The sequence below is a fragment of the Actinomyces bovis genome, from assembly GCF_900444995.1.
Taxonomy (GTDB): Bacteria; Actinomycetota; Actinomycetes; order Actinomycetales; family Actinomycetaceae; genus Actinomyces; species Actinomyces bovis.
The window spans coordinates 418,372-437,572 of sequence record NZ_UAPQ01000006.1 but is presented as its reverse complement, the minus strand read 5'-3'; the positions used below and the strand labels follow the sequence as shown (position 1 = coordinate 437,572).

Annotated in this window: 17 protein-coding genes; 6 read left to right on the top strand and 11 right to left on the bottom strand. The window is 66.8% G+C overall.

Going from position 1 to position 19,201, the window contains the following annotated elements; genetic code table 11:
* A partial coding sequence (locus tag DR039_RS05555) for a twin-arginine translocase TatA/TatE family subunit (RefSeq protein WP_172458360.1) occupies positions 1-626 on the bottom strand: 626 nt, incomplete at its 3' end.
* A gap of 113 nt (positions 627-739) precedes the next feature.
* Here DR039_RS05555 and DR039_RS05550 point away from each other — a divergent pair.
* The gene (locus DR039_RS05550) at positions 740-1,375 is read left to right on the top strand and encodes an O-methyltransferase (protein WP_111836385.1); all 636 of its coding nucleotides are present in this window, start codon (positions 740-742) and stop codon (positions 1,373-1,375) included.
* Between the two features lie 110 nt (positions 1,376-1,485).
* On the opposite strand, the gene DR039_RS05545 is transcribed toward DR039_RS05550, so the two are convergent.
* The 3 genes from DR039_RS05545 to DR039_RS05535 form a co-directional block, all read right to left on the bottom strand.
* Entirely contained in the window at positions 1,486-1,653 is a 168-nt protein-coding gene (locus DR039_RS05545) for a DUF3117 domain-containing protein (protein WP_111836384.1), read from the bottom strand.
* Between the two features lie 281 nt (positions 1,654-1,934).
* A complete protein-coding gene (locus DR039_RS05540; RefSeq protein WP_111836383.1) occupies positions 1,935-2,750 on the bottom strand; it encodes an LOG family protein in 816 nt (271 codons plus the stop codon).
* A gap of 54 nt (positions 2,751-2,804) precedes the next feature.
* On the bottom strand, positions 2,805-4,352 hold the full coding sequence (locus DR039_RS05535; RefSeq protein WP_229116825.1) for an NAD(P)H-quinone dehydrogenase: 1,548 nt from the start codon (positions 4,350-4,352) through the stop codon (positions 2,805-2,807).
* Between the two features lie 159 nt (positions 4,353-4,511).
* Here DR039_RS05535 and DR039_RS05530 point away from each other — a divergent pair, with 159 nt between their 5' ends.
* The gene (locus DR039_RS05530; protein WP_111836429.1) at positions 4,512-6,242 is read left to right on the top strand and encodes a phospho-sugar mutase; all 1,731 of its coding nucleotides are present in this window, start codon (positions 4,512-4,514) and stop codon (positions 6,240-6,242) included.
* 28 nt (positions 6,243-6,270) lie between these two features.
* Here DR039_RS05530 and DR039_RS05525 read toward each other — a convergent pair whose 3' ends face one another.
* Genes DR039_RS05525 through DR039_RS05510 form a run of 4 tightly spaced genes read right to left on the bottom strand, consistent with a single transcriptional unit; the run spans position 6,271 to position 10,111 of the window.
* Complete coding sequence (locus tag DR039_RS05525) at positions 6,271-7,128, bottom strand: metal ABC transporter permease (protein ID WP_111836382.1); 858 nt, start codon at positions 7,126-7,128, stop codon at positions 6,271-6,273.
* Positions 7,129-7,154: 26 nt separating this feature from the next.
* A complete protein-coding gene (locus DR039_RS05520) occupies positions 7,155-8,150 on the bottom strand; it encodes a metal ABC transporter permease (RefSeq protein WP_111836381.1) in 996 nt (331 codons plus the stop codon).
* Positions 8,151-8,924, bottom strand: coding sequence for a metal ABC transporter ATP-binding protein (locus tag DR039_RS05515; protein WP_229116824.1), 774 nt, complete (start codon positions 8,922-8,924; stop codon positions 8,151-8,153). It lies immediately after the preceding gene.
* A complete protein-coding gene (locus tag DR039_RS05510) occupies positions 8,921-10,111 on the bottom strand; it encodes a metal ABC transporter solute-binding protein, Zn/Mn family (RefSeq protein WP_111836379.1) in 1,191 nt (396 codons plus the stop codon). The genes DR039_RS05515 and DR039_RS05510 overlap by 4 nt, the downstream gene beginning before the upstream one ends.
* Before the next feature lie 182 nt (positions 10,112-10,293).
* On the opposite strand from DR039_RS05510, the gene DR039_RS05505 reads away from it, so the two are divergent.
* Positions 10,294-12,336, top strand: coding sequence for a VCBS repeat-containing protein (locus DR039_RS05505; protein WP_111836378.1), 2,043 nt, complete (start codon positions 10,294-10,296; stop codon positions 12,334-12,336).
* Positions 12,337-12,402: 66 nt separating this feature from the next.
* Here the strand turns inward: DR039_RS05505 and DR039_RS05500 are convergent, their stop codons facing one another.
* The 3 genes from DR039_RS05500 to DR039_RS05490 all read right to left on the bottom strand — a co-directional run bounded on the left by DR039_RS05500 (position 12,403) and on the right by DR039_RS05490 (position 15,893).
* Complete coding sequence (locus DR039_RS05500; protein ID WP_111836377.1) at positions 12,403-13,284, bottom strand: hypothetical protein; 882 nt, start codon at positions 13,282-13,284, stop codon at positions 12,403-12,405.
* 110 nt (positions 13,285-13,394) lie between these two features.
* Positions 13,395-14,546 carry a mannose-1-phosphate guanylyltransferase gene (locus DR039_RS05495; protein ID WP_111836376.1) on the bottom strand — a complete coding sequence of 384 codons (1,152 nt, stop codon included), beginning with the start codon at positions 14,544-14,546 and terminating at the stop codon, positions 13,395-13,397.
* A gap of 9 nt (positions 14,547-14,555) precedes the next feature.
* A complete protein-coding gene (locus DR039_RS05490; protein WP_111836375.1) occupies positions 14,556-15,893 on the bottom strand; it encodes a YihY/virulence factor BrkB family protein in 1,338 nt (445 codons plus the stop codon).
* A 189-nt stretch (positions 15,894-16,082) separates the two neighbouring features.
* Between DR039_RS05490 and DR039_RS05485 the strand changes: the two genes are divergently transcribed.
* The 3 genes from DR039_RS05485 to DR039_RS05475 all read left to right on the top strand — a co-directional run bounded on the left by DR039_RS05485 (position 16,083) and on the right by DR039_RS05475 (position 19,155).
* Entirely contained in the window at positions 16,083-16,880 is a 798-nt protein-coding gene (locus tag DR039_RS05485) for a DeoR/GlpR family DNA-binding transcription regulator (RefSeq protein ID WP_111836374.1), read from the top strand.
* 88 nt (positions 16,881-16,968) lie between these two features.
* Positions 16,969-18,276: a galactokinase gene (galK, locus tag DR039_RS05480; RefSeq protein WP_111836373.1), complete on the top strand. Its 1,308-nt coding sequence runs from the start codon at positions 16,969-16,971 to the stop codon at positions 18,274-18,276.
* A 60-nt stretch (positions 18,277-18,336) separates the two neighbouring features.
* Positions 18,337-19,155 carry an exodeoxyribonuclease III gene (locus tag DR039_RS05475; RefSeq protein WP_111836372.1) on the top strand — a complete coding sequence of 273 codons (819 nt, stop codon included), beginning with the start codon at positions 18,337-18,339 and terminating at the stop codon, positions 19,153-19,155.
* Positions 19,156-19,201 lie beyond the last annotated feature (46 nt).

Here is a 19,201-nt window from a genome sequence, read left to right as displayed (position 1 = left end):
GGGGTTCCGGTCTGGGTGGTCTCTTCGGTGACCTCAGGCTCCGCTGCGGTTAGAGCGGCCTGCTCCGGGACGTCCTTATTCTGGAGATCCTCACTCTGGGCGGCCTGCTCCTTGGCAGCTGCCTCCTTAGCTGCCTGGGCGTCACGCTGGGCTACGAAGGCCGCAGTTGCTGCTCCGGCAGCCTCCACCGTGCTCAGTTCGCGGGCGGCCTTGGCTTCTTGTTTCTTGGCCTCAATGCGCTCCGCCAGGGTGCCTTTGGCACGGTCCGCTTCATTGATCTCCTGGGCTTCCTTGACGGCTGAGCCGGAGGCCTCAGTGGCTGCCTCTTTAACGGATTTGAAGGGCTGGGTGAGATCCTTCTTGATGGCGTCAATGTCATCGCCTAGCGCCTCGCGCACGATCTTGCGCGGGTCGTACTGGCGCGGGTCTAGCTCGGAGAAGTCCAGATCGGCCAGTTCGGGACCCACCTCTTCAGCGATCTGCTCCTTGGTGCTCTCAATAAAGACCCGCAGCCGCTTGACCAGGCGCGTGAGCGTGCGCGTGTACTCAGGCAGCCGACTGGGGCCCACCACCACGGCGATCACAATGACAATCAGGAGAAACTCTCCCCCGGAAAAACCGAACACCCGCACAGCATACTTGGCCCCACACGCTGTGAGCCCCTGTCGCCTTTGGGCGCAAGCACCTGGAACAATGGCCCTAGCGGCAAGATCGCATCTGCTATGGAAGGGGGCTCACCGTGAGCTCTGACAAGACCCTCAGTTGGTCATACACGGAGGAGTTCGCTCAGGAGACCGAGGCCATCAACGCCGCCCGTATGCGTGGCTTGGAGCTCGGAGTCAACCCGGTTTCCCCTGGTACGGGGGCCGCACTGCGCATGTTGTCTGCGGCCACTGGCGCCAAGTCCATTGCAGAGGTGGGCACCGGCACCGGCACCTCCGGCCTTTGGCTGCTAAGCGGCATGGGCCCAGACGGCGTCCTGACCACCATCGACCTGGACCCTGAACTGCAGCGTGAGGCTCGGCGGAGCTTTATGGCCGCAGGCTTTGGCTCCTCGCGGATTCGCCTGATCCAAGGCCGCGCTTCCGACGTCATGCCGCGTATGGCGGAGCGCTCCTACGACATGGTGGTGTTGGACACTGAACCTGCGGAGGCCCCCGGCCTAGTGCCAGGCGCCTTTAGGATGCTGCGCCGCGGAGGAGTCCTGGTGGTTACCCGCATGCTGTGGCATGACCATGTGGCCGACCCGGCCCGCCGCGACCCGGTGACCGTGACCGTGCGTGAACTTGGCAAAGAACTGCGCGAGCGCGAGGACCTGATGAGCACCTTGCTGCCGGTGGGTGATGGTCTGCTGGTGGCCACCCGCACTATCTGAAGCCCATCGCCCGAGCCCTAAGGGCTTTCATGAGTCAAATGAGGGGCCGGACTCCGTACTGGAGTCCGGCCCCTCATTCACCCGAAGGTGGCAGGTTCCACGCTAGTGGGTCAGATCTTCACGGTGGCCAGAGCCTCGCTCAGGGCCTTCACCTCATCTGGGGTGATCTCGACGACGAGCCGACCGCCACCCTCAAGCGGAACGCGCATGATGATGGCGCGACCTTCCTTGACGACTTCCAGCGGCCCGTCACCGGTCCTGGGCTTCATGGCAGCCATGAGTTCCCCTTTCCTAAGCTTGCACGCGGTCACGTATCCGCGTAATCGTGCTTATTCTAAGGCACCGCAGGTAAAAAGTCAGGGTTGTGGTGACGCAAGACCTGCCCTGCCCAGCACACCAGCCCGCCCAGGAATACTCCAGGCCACACCGGTGGGCTGGGCATGCGCTGAGAATGGGCTGAAATCAAGCCGCTACCCCGGCTGCTCCCTTTTGCGACAATCTCTGCCAAAGGCTGCACAATCACGCCGTGGGCGAAGTGTGCTCTTTACGGAGCACCGTGTCACATGCCTACGCCGTCGGCCTCGGAAAAGTCCAAGTTAGGGCTGGGAGCCGACTGGCCCGAAGCAGCCGCCTCAGCGGCACGCATGGACTGGGCTCGGCTGACCACCACCTGCACCGCCTCCGCAGCGGTATCCACCACGTGTAACAACTCCTGATCCCCTGCGGAAATCACCCCGCGCTCCAGGAGCACACTCGCGATCCAAGCCACCAGGCCACCCCAGAACTCGCGTCCCACCAAGACAATAGGAAAGTGAGAGACCTTCTGCGTCTGCACCAAAGTGACGGCCTCAAAGAGCTCATCCAGGGTGCCAAAGCCACCTGGCATCACCACGAAGCCATCGGAGTACTTCAGGAACATGGTCTTGCGAGCAAAGAAGTAACGGAAGTGCACACCCAGATCCACGTACTCGTTCATGCCTTGCTCATGTGGCAGCTCAATGCCCAGGCCTACGCTCAGCCCGCCGACTTGCTGCGCCCCCTTGTTGGCGGCCTCCATCATGCCGGGGCCACCCCCAGTGATGACGCCGTAGCCAGCCCGGGCCAGACCGGCCCCAATTTGCTCAGCGACGGCGTACTCCGGGGCTTCAGGCTTAGTGCGAGCAGAACCAAAGACGGAGATAGCCGGACCAATCTCCGCCAGCGCCCCAAAGCCTTCCACGAACTCCGCCTGAATGCGCAGTACCCGCCAGGGGTCGGCGTGAAGCCAAGCGGACTGGCCGGGGCGGGCCAGGAGGCGGGCATCGGTGGTGGATGAGGGGATCTGGGTGCCGCGCAGCAGCACCGGTCCCTTGCGGTAGGTCTCTCGTGTGGACATGAGGTCATCATGTCCTAAGCCCTTAGACCCTGCGGGATATACGCGGCGGCGCGCTTAACGCACGTGCAGCTGGCGGGCCGCCTCTGTGAGCGTGCCTGACAAGGAGGGGTATACAGAGAAGGCATTCATCATCTGCTCCACCGTGAGCCGGTGCGTCACTGCCAGAGTGACCGCCAGGATCTGCTCACTGGCGCGGCTGCCCACCACCACACCGCCCAGCACCTCGCCGGTGCGGCGCTGCGAGAACAGCTTCATGAAACCCTCTTTGAGCCCCAGCATCTTGGCACGCGCATTGCGCCCCAGCGGCACGGCGGTGGCCACGGCGTCGAACTCCGCCAACTGAGCCTCACTGATGCCAACCGAGGCAATCTCTGGGAGTGTGAACACCGCCTGAGAGACCGTGTCCACCTCCAAGGGGGCGACGGCGTCGCCCAGGGCATGGCGCATAGCAATGCGCCCCTGCATGGCGGCCACCGAAGCCAGGGGGAATACGCCAGTGCAGTCACCGGCCGCGTAAACGCGATAGGCGGTGGTGCGCGAGACGCGGTCCACGCGGATATGCCCGGAGGGACTCAGGGCCACCCCGGCTGCTTCTAAACCCAGGTCTGTGGTGGCGGGGATGGCGCCCACAGCCATCAGACAGTGGGAGCCGTGCACCACCTGCCCGTCGGCTAGACGCACTTCCACACGCTCGTCGCTGCCAGTTCCCACCACCTGGGCAGCCTCGGCGCGGGTTCCGGAGAGGATCTCCATTCCGCGGCTGAGAAAGCTCGCTTCCACCAGTTCAGCGGCGTCTGCGTCCAGGGCAGGCAGGACGCGCTCGCGGCTAGAGATCAGGGTGACGTGGCAGCCCAGGGCCAGGTAGGCGCCGGCAAACTCCGCACCAGTTACACCGGAGCCGACGACGATCAGGTGCTCCGGCAGGGTGTCAAGGTTGTAGAGCTGGGTCCAGCTGAGGATGCGGCGGCCATCCGGTTTGGCCTCGGGCAGTTCTCTCGGGCGGGCGCCGGTGGCCAGCAGCACCAGCTCACCTTGGAGTTCAGTGGTGGTGCCGTCTGGGGCGGTGAGGTGGACCGTGCGCACGCCAGCTTCGTCTAGGGCACCTAGGCGGCCGCGTCCGGGCAGCACCTCAATGCCTTTTTGGGCCATGCGGTAGCTGAGGTCGCGGGACTGCTCAGCGGCTAAGGCGCGCACGCGGGCATTTACCTGCGCCAGGTCCACACTGATGCCATCGGCGGCGCCCGCCAGGGTGATGCCGAGTTCTCCGGCCTGCTCCACGCTGCGCAGCCATTCGGCGGTGGCGATGAGGGTTTTGGAAGGCACGGCGTCGGTCAAGACGGCGCTCCCGCCCATGCCATGTTCCTCAATGAGGCGGACCTGGGCGCCGAGTTGGGCGGCCACCAGGGCCGCCTCGTAACCGCCAGGGCCGCCGCCGAGGATGAGCACGCGCATGCCTTGGCGCACAGGCGAGGCCTCCGAAGGCAGCGCGGCGGGACCGGGGGCGCTGTTAGCTGAGGCAGCTGGTGCCGGATGAGGGGTGGTGGGCCCAGTGGCTGGGGCGGCGTCGGATTGAAGCTGGCTGGGAACGACGGCGTCACTCATATGGCCAGGGTAGGGCCAAAGACCTATAGGCACAGCCCTATGAATCAAACAATCTGAGGCCGCACCTGGAACGCAAAGCCCGCGCTTGTGGCCGTTACCACCCGTGAGGGGCGTCATGCTGCCGGTTTCTCCGGTATTCAGCACGGTACCGTCTCTAATATGACCTCCACTATCCCGGCTGTCCTTGACACCGGTGCCGTGCGCGCCTGGATCGATCAAGATCCAGACGAGGCCACCCGCGCCGAGCTACGTGGACTGCTGGAGCGGCACGAGTCCGGTGATATGGAGGCCACCGCCACTCTGACCGATGCTTTCCGCTGCAACTTGAGCTTCGGCACGGCCGGACTGCGGGCTCGCCTAGGGGCTGGCCCCAACCGCATGAACCGCGCCGTGGTCATCCGGGCCGCCGCCGGGCTCTGCGCTTATCTGCGCGAGATGGTGGGAGAAGGCTTCATAGTGGTGATTGGCTACGACGCCCGCCACGGCTCACACCAGTTCGCCTTAGACACCGCCTCGGTGGTGCAGGGCGCAGGCGGCCGCGCGATCTTGTTCAATGAGCACTGCCCCACCCCCGTGCTGGCCTTTGCGATGCGCCGGCTGAAGGCGGACGCGGGTGTGATGGTGACGGCCTCCCATAATCCCGCCCAAGACAACGGTTACAAGGTGTATCTGGGGGGCCGCGCCATCACCGGGGCGGGCCAGGGCGCCCTGATCGTGCCACCCTATGATGAGGAGATCACCCGGCGAATCGACGCCGTCGGCCCCCTGAGTGAGTTGCGGATGCGCGAGTCCGGCTGGACGCTGCTCGGCCCGGAGCTGGTGGAGGAATACATCGCTCGCGTGGTGCAATGCGCCCGGGCGCAGGCCAGTGCACCGCTGCGAATCGTGCTGACCCCCATGCATGGTGTAGGTGGGCAAATCTGCCGCGATGCCCTGGGGCGGGTGGGTTTTGCTGACGTACACCTGGTGCCGGAGCAAGCGCTGCCGGATCCCGACTTCCCCACGCTAACTTTCCCCAACCCGGAGGAGCCAGGCGCCCTGGACCTGGCTATCGCTATGGCGCGTGAAGTTCAGGCAGACCTAGTCATTGCTACTGACCCTGACGCCGACCGCTGCGCGGTGGCGGTGCCGGACGCAAGCCTTGCGAGCGGCTGGCGGCAGCTCACTGGTGACGACCTGGGCGCTCTGCTCGGTGAGTTGGCAGCTGAGCTGGCGGCCTTTACGGGGCAGGGCGTGCTGGCCACCTCCGTTGTCTCCTCCCGCTTGCTGCAACGCATCGCGCACGCCCATGGCTTAGGGCATCGGCGCACTCTGACAGGCTTCAAGTGGATCAGCCGCGTGCCGGACCTGGTCTTTGGTTATGAGGAGGCCAACGGCTACTGCGTGGACCCTGATGCCGTTCATGACAAGGACGGCATCTCCGCAGCCATACGTGTAGCGCTGCTTGCCTCTTGTCTCAAGCAGCAGGGGCGAAGCCTGCTGGATCTGCTGGACCGGCTGGCTCGGGACCACGGGCTGCACGCCACCTCGCAGTTGGGCCTGCGCATGGAGGACCCGATCAGCCTCACCCAGACCATGGAACGGCTGCGTGCCGGTGGGGCGCCTGCCCGCCTGGGCGATTCGCCGGTGGTGCAGTCCCTGGACCTGCTCGATGGCCTCAGTGACGGCATTGGTGGCAATCTGCCCCCGACTGACGGGCTCATGTGGACCACAGCTACCGAGGACCGCGTGGTGATACGTCCCTCTGGCACCGAAGCTATGCTCAAGTGCTACTGCGAAGTGGTGCTGCCGGTGGGTGAACGGCCCGTGGCGGAAGTGCGTCAGGAGGCTGCTTCCCGGCTGGAGGCCATTCGGGAGGATCTGCGTGGGCTTCTTGGGGTCTCTTCCTGACCCCTGGCGTTGGCTCCTAAGCTCGGATTCAGTCGCGCCAGGCTGCCACTGCCTCAGAGCCCGCGTACACCAAAGCGCAGGCCAGGGCGATAACTCCGCCCACGGATAGCTCCAGCATCACCCCTGCGGCTAACCCCACCAAGCAGGTTACCGTCCCCAAGGTGGCTGCTCCCACCAGTAGGGTGCGCATGCTGGTGCACCAACGTGCCAGTGCCGCTGCGGGGGCGGCCACCAGTGCGATCGGCAGAATCGTGCCGACGGCGGGGACCAGCGCCGCAATGGTCAAACAGATCAGCCCCAGCACGGCTGCTTCGCAGGGCGCCGCGCGCATCCCGGAGGCTTGATAGCCCACCGGGTCGAATCCATAGAAGGTCAAGAGCCGCCCACCCACGACACAGACCAGCACGGCAATAGCCAGAACTGCGCCAGTCACCCATACGTCCAGGCGCGAGACGTTAAGCACCGAACCTGCCAGGAAGCTGTCAACCTTCAGCGGCAAGGGGGCGAACCATTTGACCAGCAGGTAGCCGAGCGCAAAACCGGAAGTCAGCACGATTCCCGCGGCGGACTGCGCGGATAGCCCCGGAATAGTCGCTAGCCACCGGGTCAGTCCGATCATAGGCAGGCACATGGCCACGGCCCCCGCTAGCAGTGCCAGGGTTAGCAGCTCATAGCCGGCCCGCTCCCCCATCAGCGCCTGACTCATGGCGGCGGCAATCACCACCCCCGCCACCGCCCCTGGGAAGGTCGCATGGGTTAGGGATTCGGTCAGGAACACGCGCCGGTGCACTAGGGCTAGTGCCCCCACCAGACCAGCTAGCGCTCCCATAAGCGCTACCTCCAGGGTGGGCAGCCCTAGCAGTGACCAACTCACGCTAGAGCTCATGGCGAAGCTATGACTCAGTCCAGTACTCATAACCTCGGCTCCGCAACGCCGCTGGCAGCCATACGCCCTTCGACGCCGTCAACCGCCGACTGTGCTCCGTGTCCTTGCCGCAGCTTCCGCCCAATCACCGGAGACAGTTGGGCCCAAAGGGCAGCCAGCAGGAGGATCACCGTCATTGTCAGAGCCACGCTGGCCTGTGGGGAGACCGGGCGCTGCAGCGGGAGTGTCATAAGCAGCAGGCCCAGGTAGCCGCCCCCAGCGCCCACGGCTAGGGCCACCAGCACCATGGAACGCACCCGCCGGCCCAGCACCCGCCCGGCAGCCCCAGGCACTACTAGGAATCCGATCACCAGCAGCGTGCCCACCGCCGTCGCCGCAGAAACCACAACTGCTGCCACGGCCAGGTTCAACACCAGGTCCAAGGCCAGCAGTCGCGTACCGCCCGCCCGGGCCCCGGTCGCGTCGAAGGCATAAGCCACCTGCTCCTTCCAGGTGAGTCCTACCGCCAGCAGCGCTAGCAGGCAGATCACCAGCGCCTGAGTGAGACGCAGGTCTGTGACCTCCAGCAGGCGCCCGAACATGAGAGCCTCCAATTGTCCGGACAAGTCCCCTTTGGCCAAGGACAGGACGATGCCCACGGAGAAGAAGCCGGTGAGGACCACGGCCGTGCCCGCCTCAGAAGCGTTGCGGCGCCCAGCCCGGTGCGCCACCCAGGTGAGCACCCCCGCTGCCACCACGGCCACGGCACTGGCGGCGGGCACGATCGAGTCGATCCCCCCGTAGACGGCACCGGCCACGATCCCGGGGAAGACGGCGTGCACCAGAGCCTCAGCCGTGAACTCCGCAGTGCGCAAGTTGACCAAGGTGCCTACCACGGCACAGACCACACCTAGCAACAGCACCATAATCAAGGGGCGGAACAAGTACGGCGCCTGGGCCAGGGGGCTCAGGCCAGGGATATGCACCGCCACTAGCCGCAGTGCCTCGACAGCCTCAGCCACCAGCTCAATGAGTGCCTGCACTCAAGCCACCCCCACAAGCTGGGGTTGGGGATGCAGGCCGATGAGCTGGTCTGAGCCCAGCCCGCCGTAGGCCTGCTGGATGAGTTCAGGCACCAGCACCTGTTCGCGCGGCCCGAAGCCGATCTGCCGTCCCGCCAGCAAGGCCACCTGTTCACAGACTTCCTGCGCCAGGACCAAATCGTGGGTAGAGACAACCACGGCGACGCCGTCGGCCTTGAGCTTGGCAATGATGGCCAGCAGCGCATCCCGGTTGGGCTGGTCTAGTCCATTAAAAGGCTCGTCTAGCAGGATCAGGCGCGGCTGGGCGGCGATGCAGCGAGCCACCAGGACTCGCTGCTGCTGTCCGCCGGAGAGCGTGCCGAAGCGGAGTCGGGCGCGGTCGCGCAAACCAACGGCCTCCAGCGCCTCCAGGCAGCGGGTCTTGTCCGCACGGCCGGGGCGGCGCCACAGGCCCAGGCGCGGGTAGGTGCCCATGAGGACGACATCGAGAGCGGTGACCGGGAAGGTGGGATCCAGGTCGGTGACCTGGGGCACATAACCGAGGGTGCCGCGCGGCGCCTTTCCGGGGGGGCAATCGGCCACGCGCACGGTTCCGCAGTGAACCCTCACCATGCCCAGCAGTGCCCGCAGGAGAGTGGTCTTGCCCGAACCGTTGGGGCCCACGAGGGCAAGCGCCTCGCCGGGCTGGAGGTTGCCGGTCACACCGGTGAGCACCGGGGTGGTGCCGTAGGCGAAAGCGGCGTCCTCCAGCTCGACGACGGGGCGGATGCTCACTTGGCCACCACCTGCTTGGGAGTCCAGGTCTTGAGGCTGTCCGGGACGGGGGCCACGGTCCCGTTCCAGGCGGTGACCAGGTTGGTGACATTGTGGAGGATGGAACCGATGTAGGTTTCACCGTCGGAGCCGGGGTCACCCAGGGAGTCGCCGTAGAGGGCCTCGTCCCCGATGACGGCCCTGACGCCCGCCAGCTCAGCCACCTTCTGGACGGCCTTGGGGTTATTGGAGTTCTCCGCGAAGATCGCCACCGCCCCGGAGGCCTTGACCTCGTCAGCAGTGGACTGGATCTTCTGGGCGGTGGCGTCCTGCTGAGCGTTGAAGTCGGATAGGGCGGCGCCCTGGAACTTCACGTCGTAGGAGTTGGAGAAGTAGCCGAAGGCGTCATGACTGGTGAACAGGACGCGCTTGTCGGCGGGCACGGACTCCAGGGAGGTGCGGGCCCAGGCGTCCAACTCGGTAAGACGGTCCGTGTACTCCTTGGTGTGCTGGCGCAGCAGCTCAGCTGAGCTGGGGGCAGCATCGGCCAGGGCCTGACCGATGTTGGTCACCTGGGTGATGGCGTTCTTGGGTGCGGTCCACACGTGCGGGTCGAACCGGAACTCGGGCTCGGATTCGCCCTCCTCGGGCGGGAAGGGCCACTTGGCGACCTCCACCTTCGCGGAGCCGCGCTCCACCTTGTAGGGCAGGTCCTTCTCCTTGGCCTGCTGGGCGGCCAGGTCATCGACGTCGGCAGCACCGTACACGCCGGAGGTCACCACCAGCTTGCCCTTGAAGCCGGCGGAGCTGATGGCGGCGTCAAGGAAGTGCTCCAGGTCCACGCCGGAGACCAGGAAGAGATCGGCCTCCGCCAGGGCCTTGGACTGGGCGGGGGTCATGTCGTGCTCGTGGGCGGAGGCGTTGGGGGCCAGCAGGCAGGTGAGGGACAGGTGCGCCTTGGCCTTGGCGGGGTCGGCGCCGAGCTCCTTGGTGGAGCCATCGGCACCGGTGCGGGTGAGGGCCAGGTCCTGGCCGCCGCCGGCGAGCTGACTGACGTAGTCGCAGACCTGGGTGGTGGAAGCGACCACTTTGATGGTGCTGGCGGCGCTGCTGGTGCTGGTGCCGCAGCCCGCCAGAACCAGACTGGCCGAGCTGAGTGCGGCCAGCGCAACGACGGTGCGACGGGCGGAAACGAAGTGAAGTGACATGAGCACAGACTATTTTCGATATCCCGAAATTCGCAACTCCGAAACCCCGCGCACACGGGTAGGCGCAGGTGAGGGCGGACACTCGCGGAATAAACCCTGCCGAGTATCGATTAGGCTAGCCTCGCCTAACCCCTCCCCTGGGTTTGGGCACTACTTCGGAAGAACCACTCTGAAAGGCCTCAATGACTTCCCTTCGCCCCGGCATGGTGCTCGGCACCTGTCTGCTCGCCCTGTCCCTGAGCCTGGCCCCGACCGCCACGGCCTCCCCGACCGCCACCGCACCCGCAGCGGCCAGCGACTACGACGACCTGGATGACCTCTTCGGCAACCCCGAATCTCCTTCCCCCTCCCCCGAGCCTCCCGGTTCCGACAACCCCGGAACCCCCGCACCGAAGGACACCCCCCGCCCCCAGCCTCCCGCCATCACCCCGCCCCCAGCGGCCCTGCAACCGATAAACACCGCGCAACAGAAGTCCTGGCTGGGTGAGTACGGCAACTCCCTGGGCTCAACCATCGCGCGCGGCAGCTGTGACGTCACCGGCGACTCCCGCCCGGACATCATCACCTCCGAGCTGACCCGCTCCGTGTGGCGCTTCGACCCCTACTACGCGGACACCCCCAACCACGGCTGGGTGCACAACGTCACCGGCCGCCTGGTAGTGGTGCCCGCAGGCGCCCCCGGCACCGCCCTGCCCAGCTCTGAGGTCATTTACGTCAACGGCCCCGCAGAGCCCGGTGAGGCGGGGGACGACGCCACCGTCGGCCTGTCCGTGGCCTGCCTGGGAGACACCAACGGGGACGGCATAGATGACCTGGCCGTCGGCTCCCACACCATGGGCCGGGCCTGGGTGCTGTACGGCGGTCCGCAGCTGGGTCAGGCCAACCTGAGCAACCTGGCGCCCGAACACGGCTTCACCGTGCAGCTGCCCAGTACCGGCAGCCCCGCCTCCCACCTGGCCCCCGCCGGGGACCTCAACGGAGACGGCCTGGCGGACCTCGCAGTAGTACTCACGAACTCCCGCCAGGCCCTGTCCCCCGCACCCGGCCAAGGAACCGACCGGGGCATCGCCTATGTCGTGGCCGGGCACCCCGGCGGCACCCCGGTGGACCTCAGCAATCCCCTGGCCGAGCCCACCGACCTGCTCGCCCGGGTGATCAGCCCCGTCGGCAACCTGGCCACCGCCTTCGACCGGGTTGGGGACGTCAACGGCGACGGGCACGAGGACTTCGTCCTGAGCGACTACACCCACGCCTCCGACACGAACGTAGTTCCCGGTCGAGCCTGGCTACTGACCGGGGTGCGAACCGGTGCCCGCCTGGATATGTCCCAGGGATTTGAGGGAAGCACCTTGGAGATGGACCCCGCAGCCTCCTACCGCCTGGGCGTGGGCGCCTCCGTGGCCCCCGCCGGTGACGCTGACGGCGACGGCTTCAACGACCTGCTGATCGGCTTCGACGGCGGGCATGCCGTAGGAACCACCACTGGCGGAGTGGTGCTGGTGCGCGGCGCGGCCCAGCTGCCTGCCACCGTGCACGTCAACCCGGCCTCACAACAGGATCCGCAGGCCCGAGTCATCACCGGCCCGGCCCCGGGGGACTCTACGGGCTACGCGGTGGACGCATTGACCGCCCCCGGCACCACCACCTTGGTGGCCGTCGGCGCCCAGGGGGCGTCCCAGGGAGCAGGAGCCACCTACCTCTTCCCCGTCAGTGCCTTCTCCGCGCCCACGCGCTCCTTGTCAGAACTGGGTGCGGAGCTGCGCACCATCGCCTCACCCAGCCCCCGCTCCCGCTCAGGCCGTGCGGTGGCCTTCGTCGGTAACCACCTGGGCGCCCCCACCCTGGCCGTGGGTGGCGACGGCGTGGTCCATGACCACGACGGTGAGGAAGGTGCCGTGCACGCCGCCCATGTGCTGGCCACAGTGGTCAAGCCCGGGGACGCCCAGCAGCCCCCCATGGGCGAGGACGACGGCGGGCACACCCCCGGCCCCCAAGAGACCCCCGGTGAACAGCCGCAGGGGCCCGGGTACGCCCCCTCCCCCCACCCCAGCGCCACGCCCTCGACCCCAGCGGGCGCCGACACCCAGGCGGCCCCGGCCGGTCCCTCCACTCCTCTGGCACGCACGGGAGTGAGCTCAAGCCTGTCCGTGACCGCGCTGCTGGCCTTGTCCGCGCTGGTCATCGGCCTGTCCCTGACCAGGTTGCCCAGGCGCACCCGGCAGTGACCTCCCGCCCCGGGAACGTCAACTGAGGCGGTCGGAGTGCGGGCACGTCCTCGCACTCCGACCGCCTTACGCGGGTATAAGCGGCTCAGCTCTCCCCCGACGGCCCAGCGGCGGGTGCTGGGCAGCGGGGGCGATGACCCCCAGGACGCTGGGCCAGTAACCGAGTTCACGCGGACCAGTGCCACGCCGGTCGCGCCGTGCCAGCAGATCCAAGGTGCTGACAGAGCCTGCGGATGGCTCATAGATCGGCACCTGCCCGGCACCCGGATCGCCCTGCCCCAGCAGTTCCCACGGCACCGCCAGCACATAGTGGCGCGGCAGCGAAGGTGTCCGCGAGACCACGGCGCTGAGGCGCGCAACTAATCCGGTAGTTTCAGCCGGAGCCTGCCGCAGCGGCCCACCGGTGAGCAGAATTACGGGGAGCCCAGCAGCCAGTTGGCGGCGCAGGCGGGCGACGGCGTCGGACCACTCGGCTCCGGTGTCCCGCACCCAATGCAGGCGGTAGTCGGCGGCATTGGGGCGATGCGCGCGCACTACACGCGTCATCTCGGCGGCGACCGCCCAAGGCGCCGAGCCGAGGTGCCGCGTCCACGGCAGCGGGGCGCGCCCGCCCGTGGCACTGCGGTTAAGGCGCCTCTGGAGATGCTGCTGGAGCGAAGCCAGAGCTGCGACGACCTCGGCTGCTGGTCGAGGCGCCGCCAGCGCGGCAGCTGGAGTCGGAGAGACCTTCGAGGTGGCGGCGCGGGCAGCTGGCCCGCCTGGCAGGGTGCCACCGAGCAGCAGGTGCGCGCCGAGCAGACTGGTGGCACCGCAAGTGGTGCCGTCCTGCTGCGTCATGGTGACCGCGCCAAGGCCCCCGGTCGTCTCGACGCGCAGACGCGAATTAACCACCCGACCGCGCAAAACGGCTTGGGCCCTGGCGGCCGGCAATCTGGATGCGGCACTCATTTGCAGACTCCTGAAGGTTATGCGGCACTGTGCGGTGGCGTGCCGGGCGGCTGCGGCGATCCGGACCGCTCTCGGGTGGCGGGAACACCTCACCGGGGGACGGAACCGGGCTAGAGCAGCTCATCCCGGCCTGCGGCGGCCAGACGCTCCACGGCACCCTTGACCTCCTGGGCGCGCTCCGGCGTCGTAACCAGCAGCGCGTCCGGAGTGTCCACGACCACCAGGCCGGGCACCCCGAGCAGTACCACACGACGCCCCGTGGTCGAAGCCACTAACGCGCCCCGGCTGCCCACAGCATCCACGTCCGCAGCCGGGCCGCCCTGCTCGGCTTCATCCAGCACCGCCACCCCGGCGGCCGCCCCATCGGGGACTGCCGCCACCAGGCCCGTCAACGCCTCGAAACCGCCGACGTCGTTCCAGCCCATAGCGGCGGGCACCACCGCGACGCCGCCCTCAGCGGCCACGGGCTCAGCGATCGCGTGGTCGATGGCGATCTTCTCCAAGCCCTGCCAAGTCAGCTCCAGCACCTGCGTGCGTGAGGGCGTGTCCCAGGCGGTGGCGATCACCTCCAGACCGGCGGCGAGGGCGGGGCGGTGACGGCGCAGGTGTTCCAACAACACTCCGGCTTTAACCACGAACATGCCCGCATTCCAACGGTAGTCACCGGTGACCAGGTACTTGGCGGCGGTGGCGGCGTCGGGCTTTTCAGTGAAGCCCAAGACGCGGCGGCCAGCGGGGGCGCCAGCCACGTCTAAAGCCTCCCCGGAGCGGATGTAGCCGAAGGCGGTGGAGGGGCCACTAGCCTCAATACCAATAGTTACCACCCAGCCCTCCTGGGCTAACAGGGCCGCCTGGCGCACGGCGTCCTGGAAGGCGCTTTCGTCAAGAATGGTTTGGTCGGCGGCGAAGGAGCCCACCACCGTGTCCGGGCCGTGCCGTTTGGCGATCACCGCGGCGGCCAGGCCAATAGCGGCCATGGAATCGCGGGGGCTGGGTTCAGCCAGGATGTTCTCCGCAGGCACCTCGGGCAGTTGCGTGGAGACGGCCTCCACGTGAGCAGTACCCGTGACAATGGTGGTGGAAACCGTCAGCGGAGCTAGCCGCGCCACGGTGCCCTGCAGCAGGGTGCGGCCCTGACCAGTCAGGTCCAGCAGGAACTTGGGGTGGTGGCGGCGCGAGAGCGGCCAGAGCCGGGTGCCGGCCCCGCCAGCGGGGATGATCGCGTGGATGAGGGGTACCTGGGGCGCTGCAACTGCATTCACCCTGTCAGGCTAGCTGGCACGGCTGGGAGAAGGCTTCGTGCGCTCACGGTTCGGCGAGCCGCGGCCTCTGCGGGGCTTGGTGGCGCCCACTTCCGCCGCGAAGCCCACTCCCGGCGCTTCCACCGGCAGGTAGTAGCGCTGGCGGGCTTTCTCATAGCGGGCAGTGGCGGCTGCAAAACGGCGTCGCTCCCACCAGCCACGCAGACCGCGAGGGTGACGTGGGCTGGGCTCGGCGGCAACCGGCGGTGCCACGTAGCTGGGGTTGAGGGTGGGGTCCACGTCCAGGTTTCCGGTGAGGGACTGGCGTGGCCAGGTCAGGGTCTCGGGCACGGAGAGGGTCACGTAGTTGGGGCGCATTGAAGTGCGCAGCTCAGCGGGATGCCCCACCACCCGCGGTTTGGGTGGGTTGGCGATCCAGGCAGCCACCAGCAAGGTGATACGGGCAGCCAGGTGAATCCACAGGACCAACACGATGATCGCGGCGAAGGATGCCAACAGTGGGTTCTTAGCCACTGAACCCACGACTTTGGTGCCCGCCTCCCGCACCAGCCCAAAGGCGAAGCCCGCCATGAGGGAGCCCAACACTAGATCGCGGCGTGGAGCGCGCACACCGGAGAGCCTTATCAGCAGAGCAAAGACCGTAGCGTCAACCAGTAAGGCCACTGCCAAGCTGAGAATCCGCGTGCCCCAACCGGAGAGAAAGGCGGGCAGGTGGAGGAGAGTATTGACCTGTTCAGTGAGCGCTCCGGTAACGATAGAGGCGGCGGCGGTTACCACCACACTGACCAGCAGCACCACGAACCCGGCCAGGTTCAAGAGCTGCGTTACCACAATATTGCGCGGCAACTGGGCCAGGCCAAACATGGCGCGCAGAGCTGTAGCCAGCGCTCCCATAAGCCCCAGAGCAGAGAGCAGCAGGAGCACCATGGCAATGATGGAGCCTAGGTTGAGGGCTGAGTCGAGGGTGAGCTGGTCAATTGAAACCAGGCCGGAGCCGTCACCGTTGTCGATCACCCCTGGCAGCTTTTGGCCGACTCCCTTGAGCACCGCATCCCGCAGGGTGGGGTGGGAGCCCAGCCCGGCCATCAGCACGGTGACGCCGATAGCCAGGGCCGCGAACACCGAGAACAAGCCGGTGTAGGCGATGCCGCCTGCCAACAGGGCACCGTGAGCGGTGCCGTAGCGGCTAAAGGCACGGGCGAGGCGAGTCTCCTGGGCCCAGGCCAGCAGCTCTTTGAGCTTGGCTTGTAGTCCAGCCAGGTCGGTGGCGCGCTTGGGCGCTGGCGGGGTTTGCACAGATTTGGGAACCTTGGGGGAATCCGCTGGGTGAGCGGTTGAGCTGCTCATGGGGCCTCCAGACCTCGGGGCTCGTCTGGAAGTATGCCAGCGCCGCTTGCTTTGCGCCGTTACGAGCGGCTGGCGCTGCGGCAGATCCGCAAAAGATCTTGTGCGCATCTGCGCGAAACCGTCTGCACATGAGCGATCTTTGGCAGAATCGTCTCTGTGACACACTCTTCCGCCCCTCAAGCTACCCCCATGCTCGCACGCCAACGCCAGGAGTTCATCTTGGAACGGGTGGCCGCCACTGGTGGCATCCGGGTGGCTGAGGTGGTTGAAGCCCTAGGCATCTCAGAGATGACCGTGCGCCGTGACATCACCGAGCTGGTCTCCCAAGGACTGGTGGAACGGGTGCACGGTGGCGCCGTCGCAGCCGGCTCAACCACCAACGAACCCCGCTTCACCTCCAAGACCACCCTGCACCCTCAGGCCAAAGCCCGTATTGGTGCGGCTGCGGCAGCCCTCGTCCGCCCCGGCGATTCACTGGCCCTGTCTGCCGGGACTACCACCCTCGCCGTCGCCAATGCCATCACCAAGCTGGAGCACCTGGCCACCCTGACCATCATCACCAACTCCCTGCCCGCTGCGCAGTTGCTCTTCGACGCTGCCGACGCCGCCCGCGCCGAGTCCCGCGAGGCCCCGTCCGTGCTGCTGATTGGTGGAGAACGCACCCGCTCCAACGCCATGGTGGGGCTGATAGCCAACGACGCCTTGGCACGGCTACGGGTGGAGTGGGTGTTCCTGGGGGCGCATGGCTTCGAGCCCTCTGACGGCATGATGGCCCCCAGCTTGCGGGAAGCTGCCACCAACCAGGCCCTGGTTACGGCAGGCCGCACCACGGTGGCCTGCTTGGATGCTTCTAAATGGGGCGTCCTGGGGCTGCGGACCTTCTGCCCTACGGAGCAGATCGGGGTGCTGGTCACTGACGCCCAGCCGGACGAGGCCACCGTAACTGCTCTCGACGAAGCTGGCACCACGCTGATAGTTGCACCCTGACTGCCCCCATTCTACCCTGCCCTGCCTCTATCTTCGCCACCAGGCAATTCGCACCATCACACCGGACCAGCGCCATAAGGAGCCATTGATGACTCGCCCCGACAGCACGCCGAGAACCGCCGCCGGCGCCGCCCCCAGTTTCTCCCCCGCACTCACCCCTCCTGAGGGCACGCAAGCCGCCACCGAGCTCTTCCGCGAGACATTCGGTGCTGAGCCTGACGGCGTTTGGTACGCACCGGGACGCGTGAACATCATTGGCGAACACACCGACTACAACGGTGGCTTGGCCCTACCTATCGCCTTGCCACATCGGGCGCACCTGGCCCTGCGCCGCCGGGAGGACCGCACCATCCGCCTGGTCTCACCTCAAACCAAGGACAGCGTGGATGTGCTGGATTTGGATGCTATCGGCCCCAAGGGCAGTCCTGGGGAGGTGCGCCATTGGAACGCCTACGTGGCTGGAGTGGCCTGGGCCCTGGAGCAAGACGGCTTGGGGCCGGTCAGTGGCTTTGATGCCGCCCTGTACTCCTGCGTGCCTTTAGGCGGCGGCCTGTCCTCTTCCGCAGCCCTGGAATGTGCTACCGCGGTGGCTCTCAACGATGTCTGCGGGCTGGACCTGGCAGGCACCGTGGAGGAACCTGATGACGCAGGTCGGGCCCGCCTGGTCACCTCCTGCATCCGTGCGGAGAATGAGATGGCTGGCGCCCCCACTGGCGGCATGGACCAGTCTGCTTCCCTGCGCTGCGCCGCCGGGCACGCCCTGGAATTGGATTGCCGCACCGGTGAGGTGCAGCAAGTGCCCTTTGACTTGGCTGCTGATGGTTTGGCCCTGCTGGTGATCGACACAAAGGCCAAGCATTCGCTGGTGGATGGGCAGTACGCCTCTCGTCGCGCCGCCTGTGAGCAGGCAGCTGCCCTGCTGGGGGTGGGTCTGCTGGCCGACTTGGAGGTGACCGAGTTGGAGGCTGCTTTGGCTCGCCTGGCGGCTAGCGCTGCGGAAGACGCGGGGGTGCTCGTGCGCCGTACCCGTCACGTGGTCACTGAGATTCAACGCACTCGTGACCTAGTGGAGTTGTTGCGCGATGGCCGCCCGCTGGCTGGGGACAAGCTGGCTGCCGTGGGCGCCCTCATGGATGCTAGCCACGAGTCCTTGCGGGTGGATTATGAGGTCACTTGCCCTGAATTGGATGTGGCGGTGGTGGCCGCGCGCGCCGCTGGGGCGCACGGGGCGCGCATGACTGGTGGCGGTTTTGGTGGCAGTGCGATTGCCCTCGTTGACGCCGACGCCGTCGACGCCGTCGCTCGGGCGGTGGTGGCCGCCTATGCAGAGCAGGGCTTTACGGCTCCGGCCTTCCTAGATGCTCTGCCTAGTGCCCCGGCTGGCCGCCTGGCCTGAGCCTTGGTCGCCTGCCAGGTGCAGGCGTGTTGCCCAGCTCCTCACCAGTAGTCTCAGCCCATGCGTATCGCGACCGTGAATGTGAATGGGATTCGGGCCGCTGCCCGCAAGGGCATGGACTCCTGGGTCAAGGCCTGCCAGCCAGATGTCCTGCTGCTGCAAGAGGTGCGGGCTGATGAGGAGACGGCGGCGGCACTGCTACCCGGCTATGAGGCTTTGGTCTGGCCCTGTCGCATTAAGGGGCGCGCCGGAGTAGCGGTGGCCCTACGTGCGGGAAGTGGCCTGTCCTTCGGGGAACAGCGCCTGGGTGTAGCCGCAGGGGCGGAAGAACCGGATGTGGACTCGGGGCGCTGGCTGGAAGTCGATGTGCTTGGGGCTGCCGCGCCGCTGACGGTTATCTCCGCGTACCTGCACTCGGGGCAGGTGGGCACCCCCAAGTTGGACCAGAAATTAGCTCATTTTGAGCTGGTTGATGCCCGTATGGCTGAGCTGTTGGCGGCAGAGGCTGCGGGCGGGCCCGGCGTCGTTATGGCTGGGGACCTGAATGTGGTGCGTTCGGAGCGCGACATTAAGAACTGGAAGCCAAACCACAACAAGGTCTCCGGGGTGCTGGATGAGGAGATTGCACACCTGGAAGGCTGGTTCGCTTCAGGGTGGGTGGACGTGGCGCGGTCACTGGCCGGAGACGTGCAGGGGCCTTATACCTGGTGGTCGCAGCGCGGCCAAGCCTTTGACAACAACGCTGGCTGGCGGATCGACTACCAGGTAGCCACCCCTTCGGCCGCAGCTAAGGCGCAGGCGTCCACGGTGGACCGGGCGGCTTCTTATGCGAAACGTTGGAGCGACCACGCTCCCCTAGTGGTCGATTACGACCTCTGACAACAGGGGCGTAGTCGGCTAGGTCCCAGTCAACTGGGGACAGGCG

Coding starts and splice junctions, on each gene's coding strand:
- DR039_RS05545 (WP_111836384.1), bottom strand. CDS start 1,653: ATGGCTGCCATGAAGCCCAGGACCGGTGACGGGCCGCTGGAAGTCGTC.
- DR039_RS05540 (WP_111836383.1), bottom strand. CDS start 2,750: ATGTCCACACGAGAGACCTACCGCAAGGGACCGGTGCTGCTGCGCGGC.
- DR039_RS05535 (WP_229116825.1), bottom strand. CDS start 4,352: ATGAGTGACGCCGTCGTTCCCAGCCAGCTTCAATCCGACGCCGCCCCA.
- DR039_RS05530 (WP_111836429.1), top strand. CDS start 4,512: ATGACCTCCACTATCCCGGCTGTCCTTGACACCGGTGCCGTGCGCGCC.
- DR039_RS05525 (WP_111836382.1), bottom strand. CDS start 7,128: ATGAGCTCTAGCGTGAGTTGGTCACTGCTAGGGCTGCCCACCCTGGAG.
- DR039_RS05510 (WP_111836379.1), bottom strand. CDS start 10,111: ATGTCACTTCACTTCGTTTCCGCCCGTCGCACCGTCGTTGCGCTGGCC.
- DR039_RS05505 (WP_111836378.1), top strand. CDS start 10,294: ATGACTTCCCTTCGCCCCGGCATGGTGCTCGGCACCTGTCTGCTCGCC.
- DR039_RS05500 (WP_111836377.1), bottom strand. CDS start 13,284: ATGAGTGCCGCATCCAGATTGCCGGCCGCCAGGGCCCAAGCCGTTTTG.
- DR039_RS05490 (WP_111836375.1), bottom strand. CDS start 15,893: ATGAGCAGCTCAACCGCTCACCCAGCGGATTCCCCCAAGGTTCCCAAA.
- DR039_RS05485 (WP_111836374.1), top strand. CDS start 16,083: ATGCTCGCACGCCAACGCCAGGAGTTCATCTTGGAACGGGTGGCCGCC.
- galK (WP_111836373.1), top strand. CDS start 16,969: ATGACTCGCCCCGACAGCACGCCGAGAACCGCCGCCGGCGCCGCCCCC.
- DR039_RS05475 (WP_111836372.1), top strand. CDS start 18,337: ATGCGTATCGCGACCGTGAATGTGAATGGGATTCGGGCCGCTGCCCGC.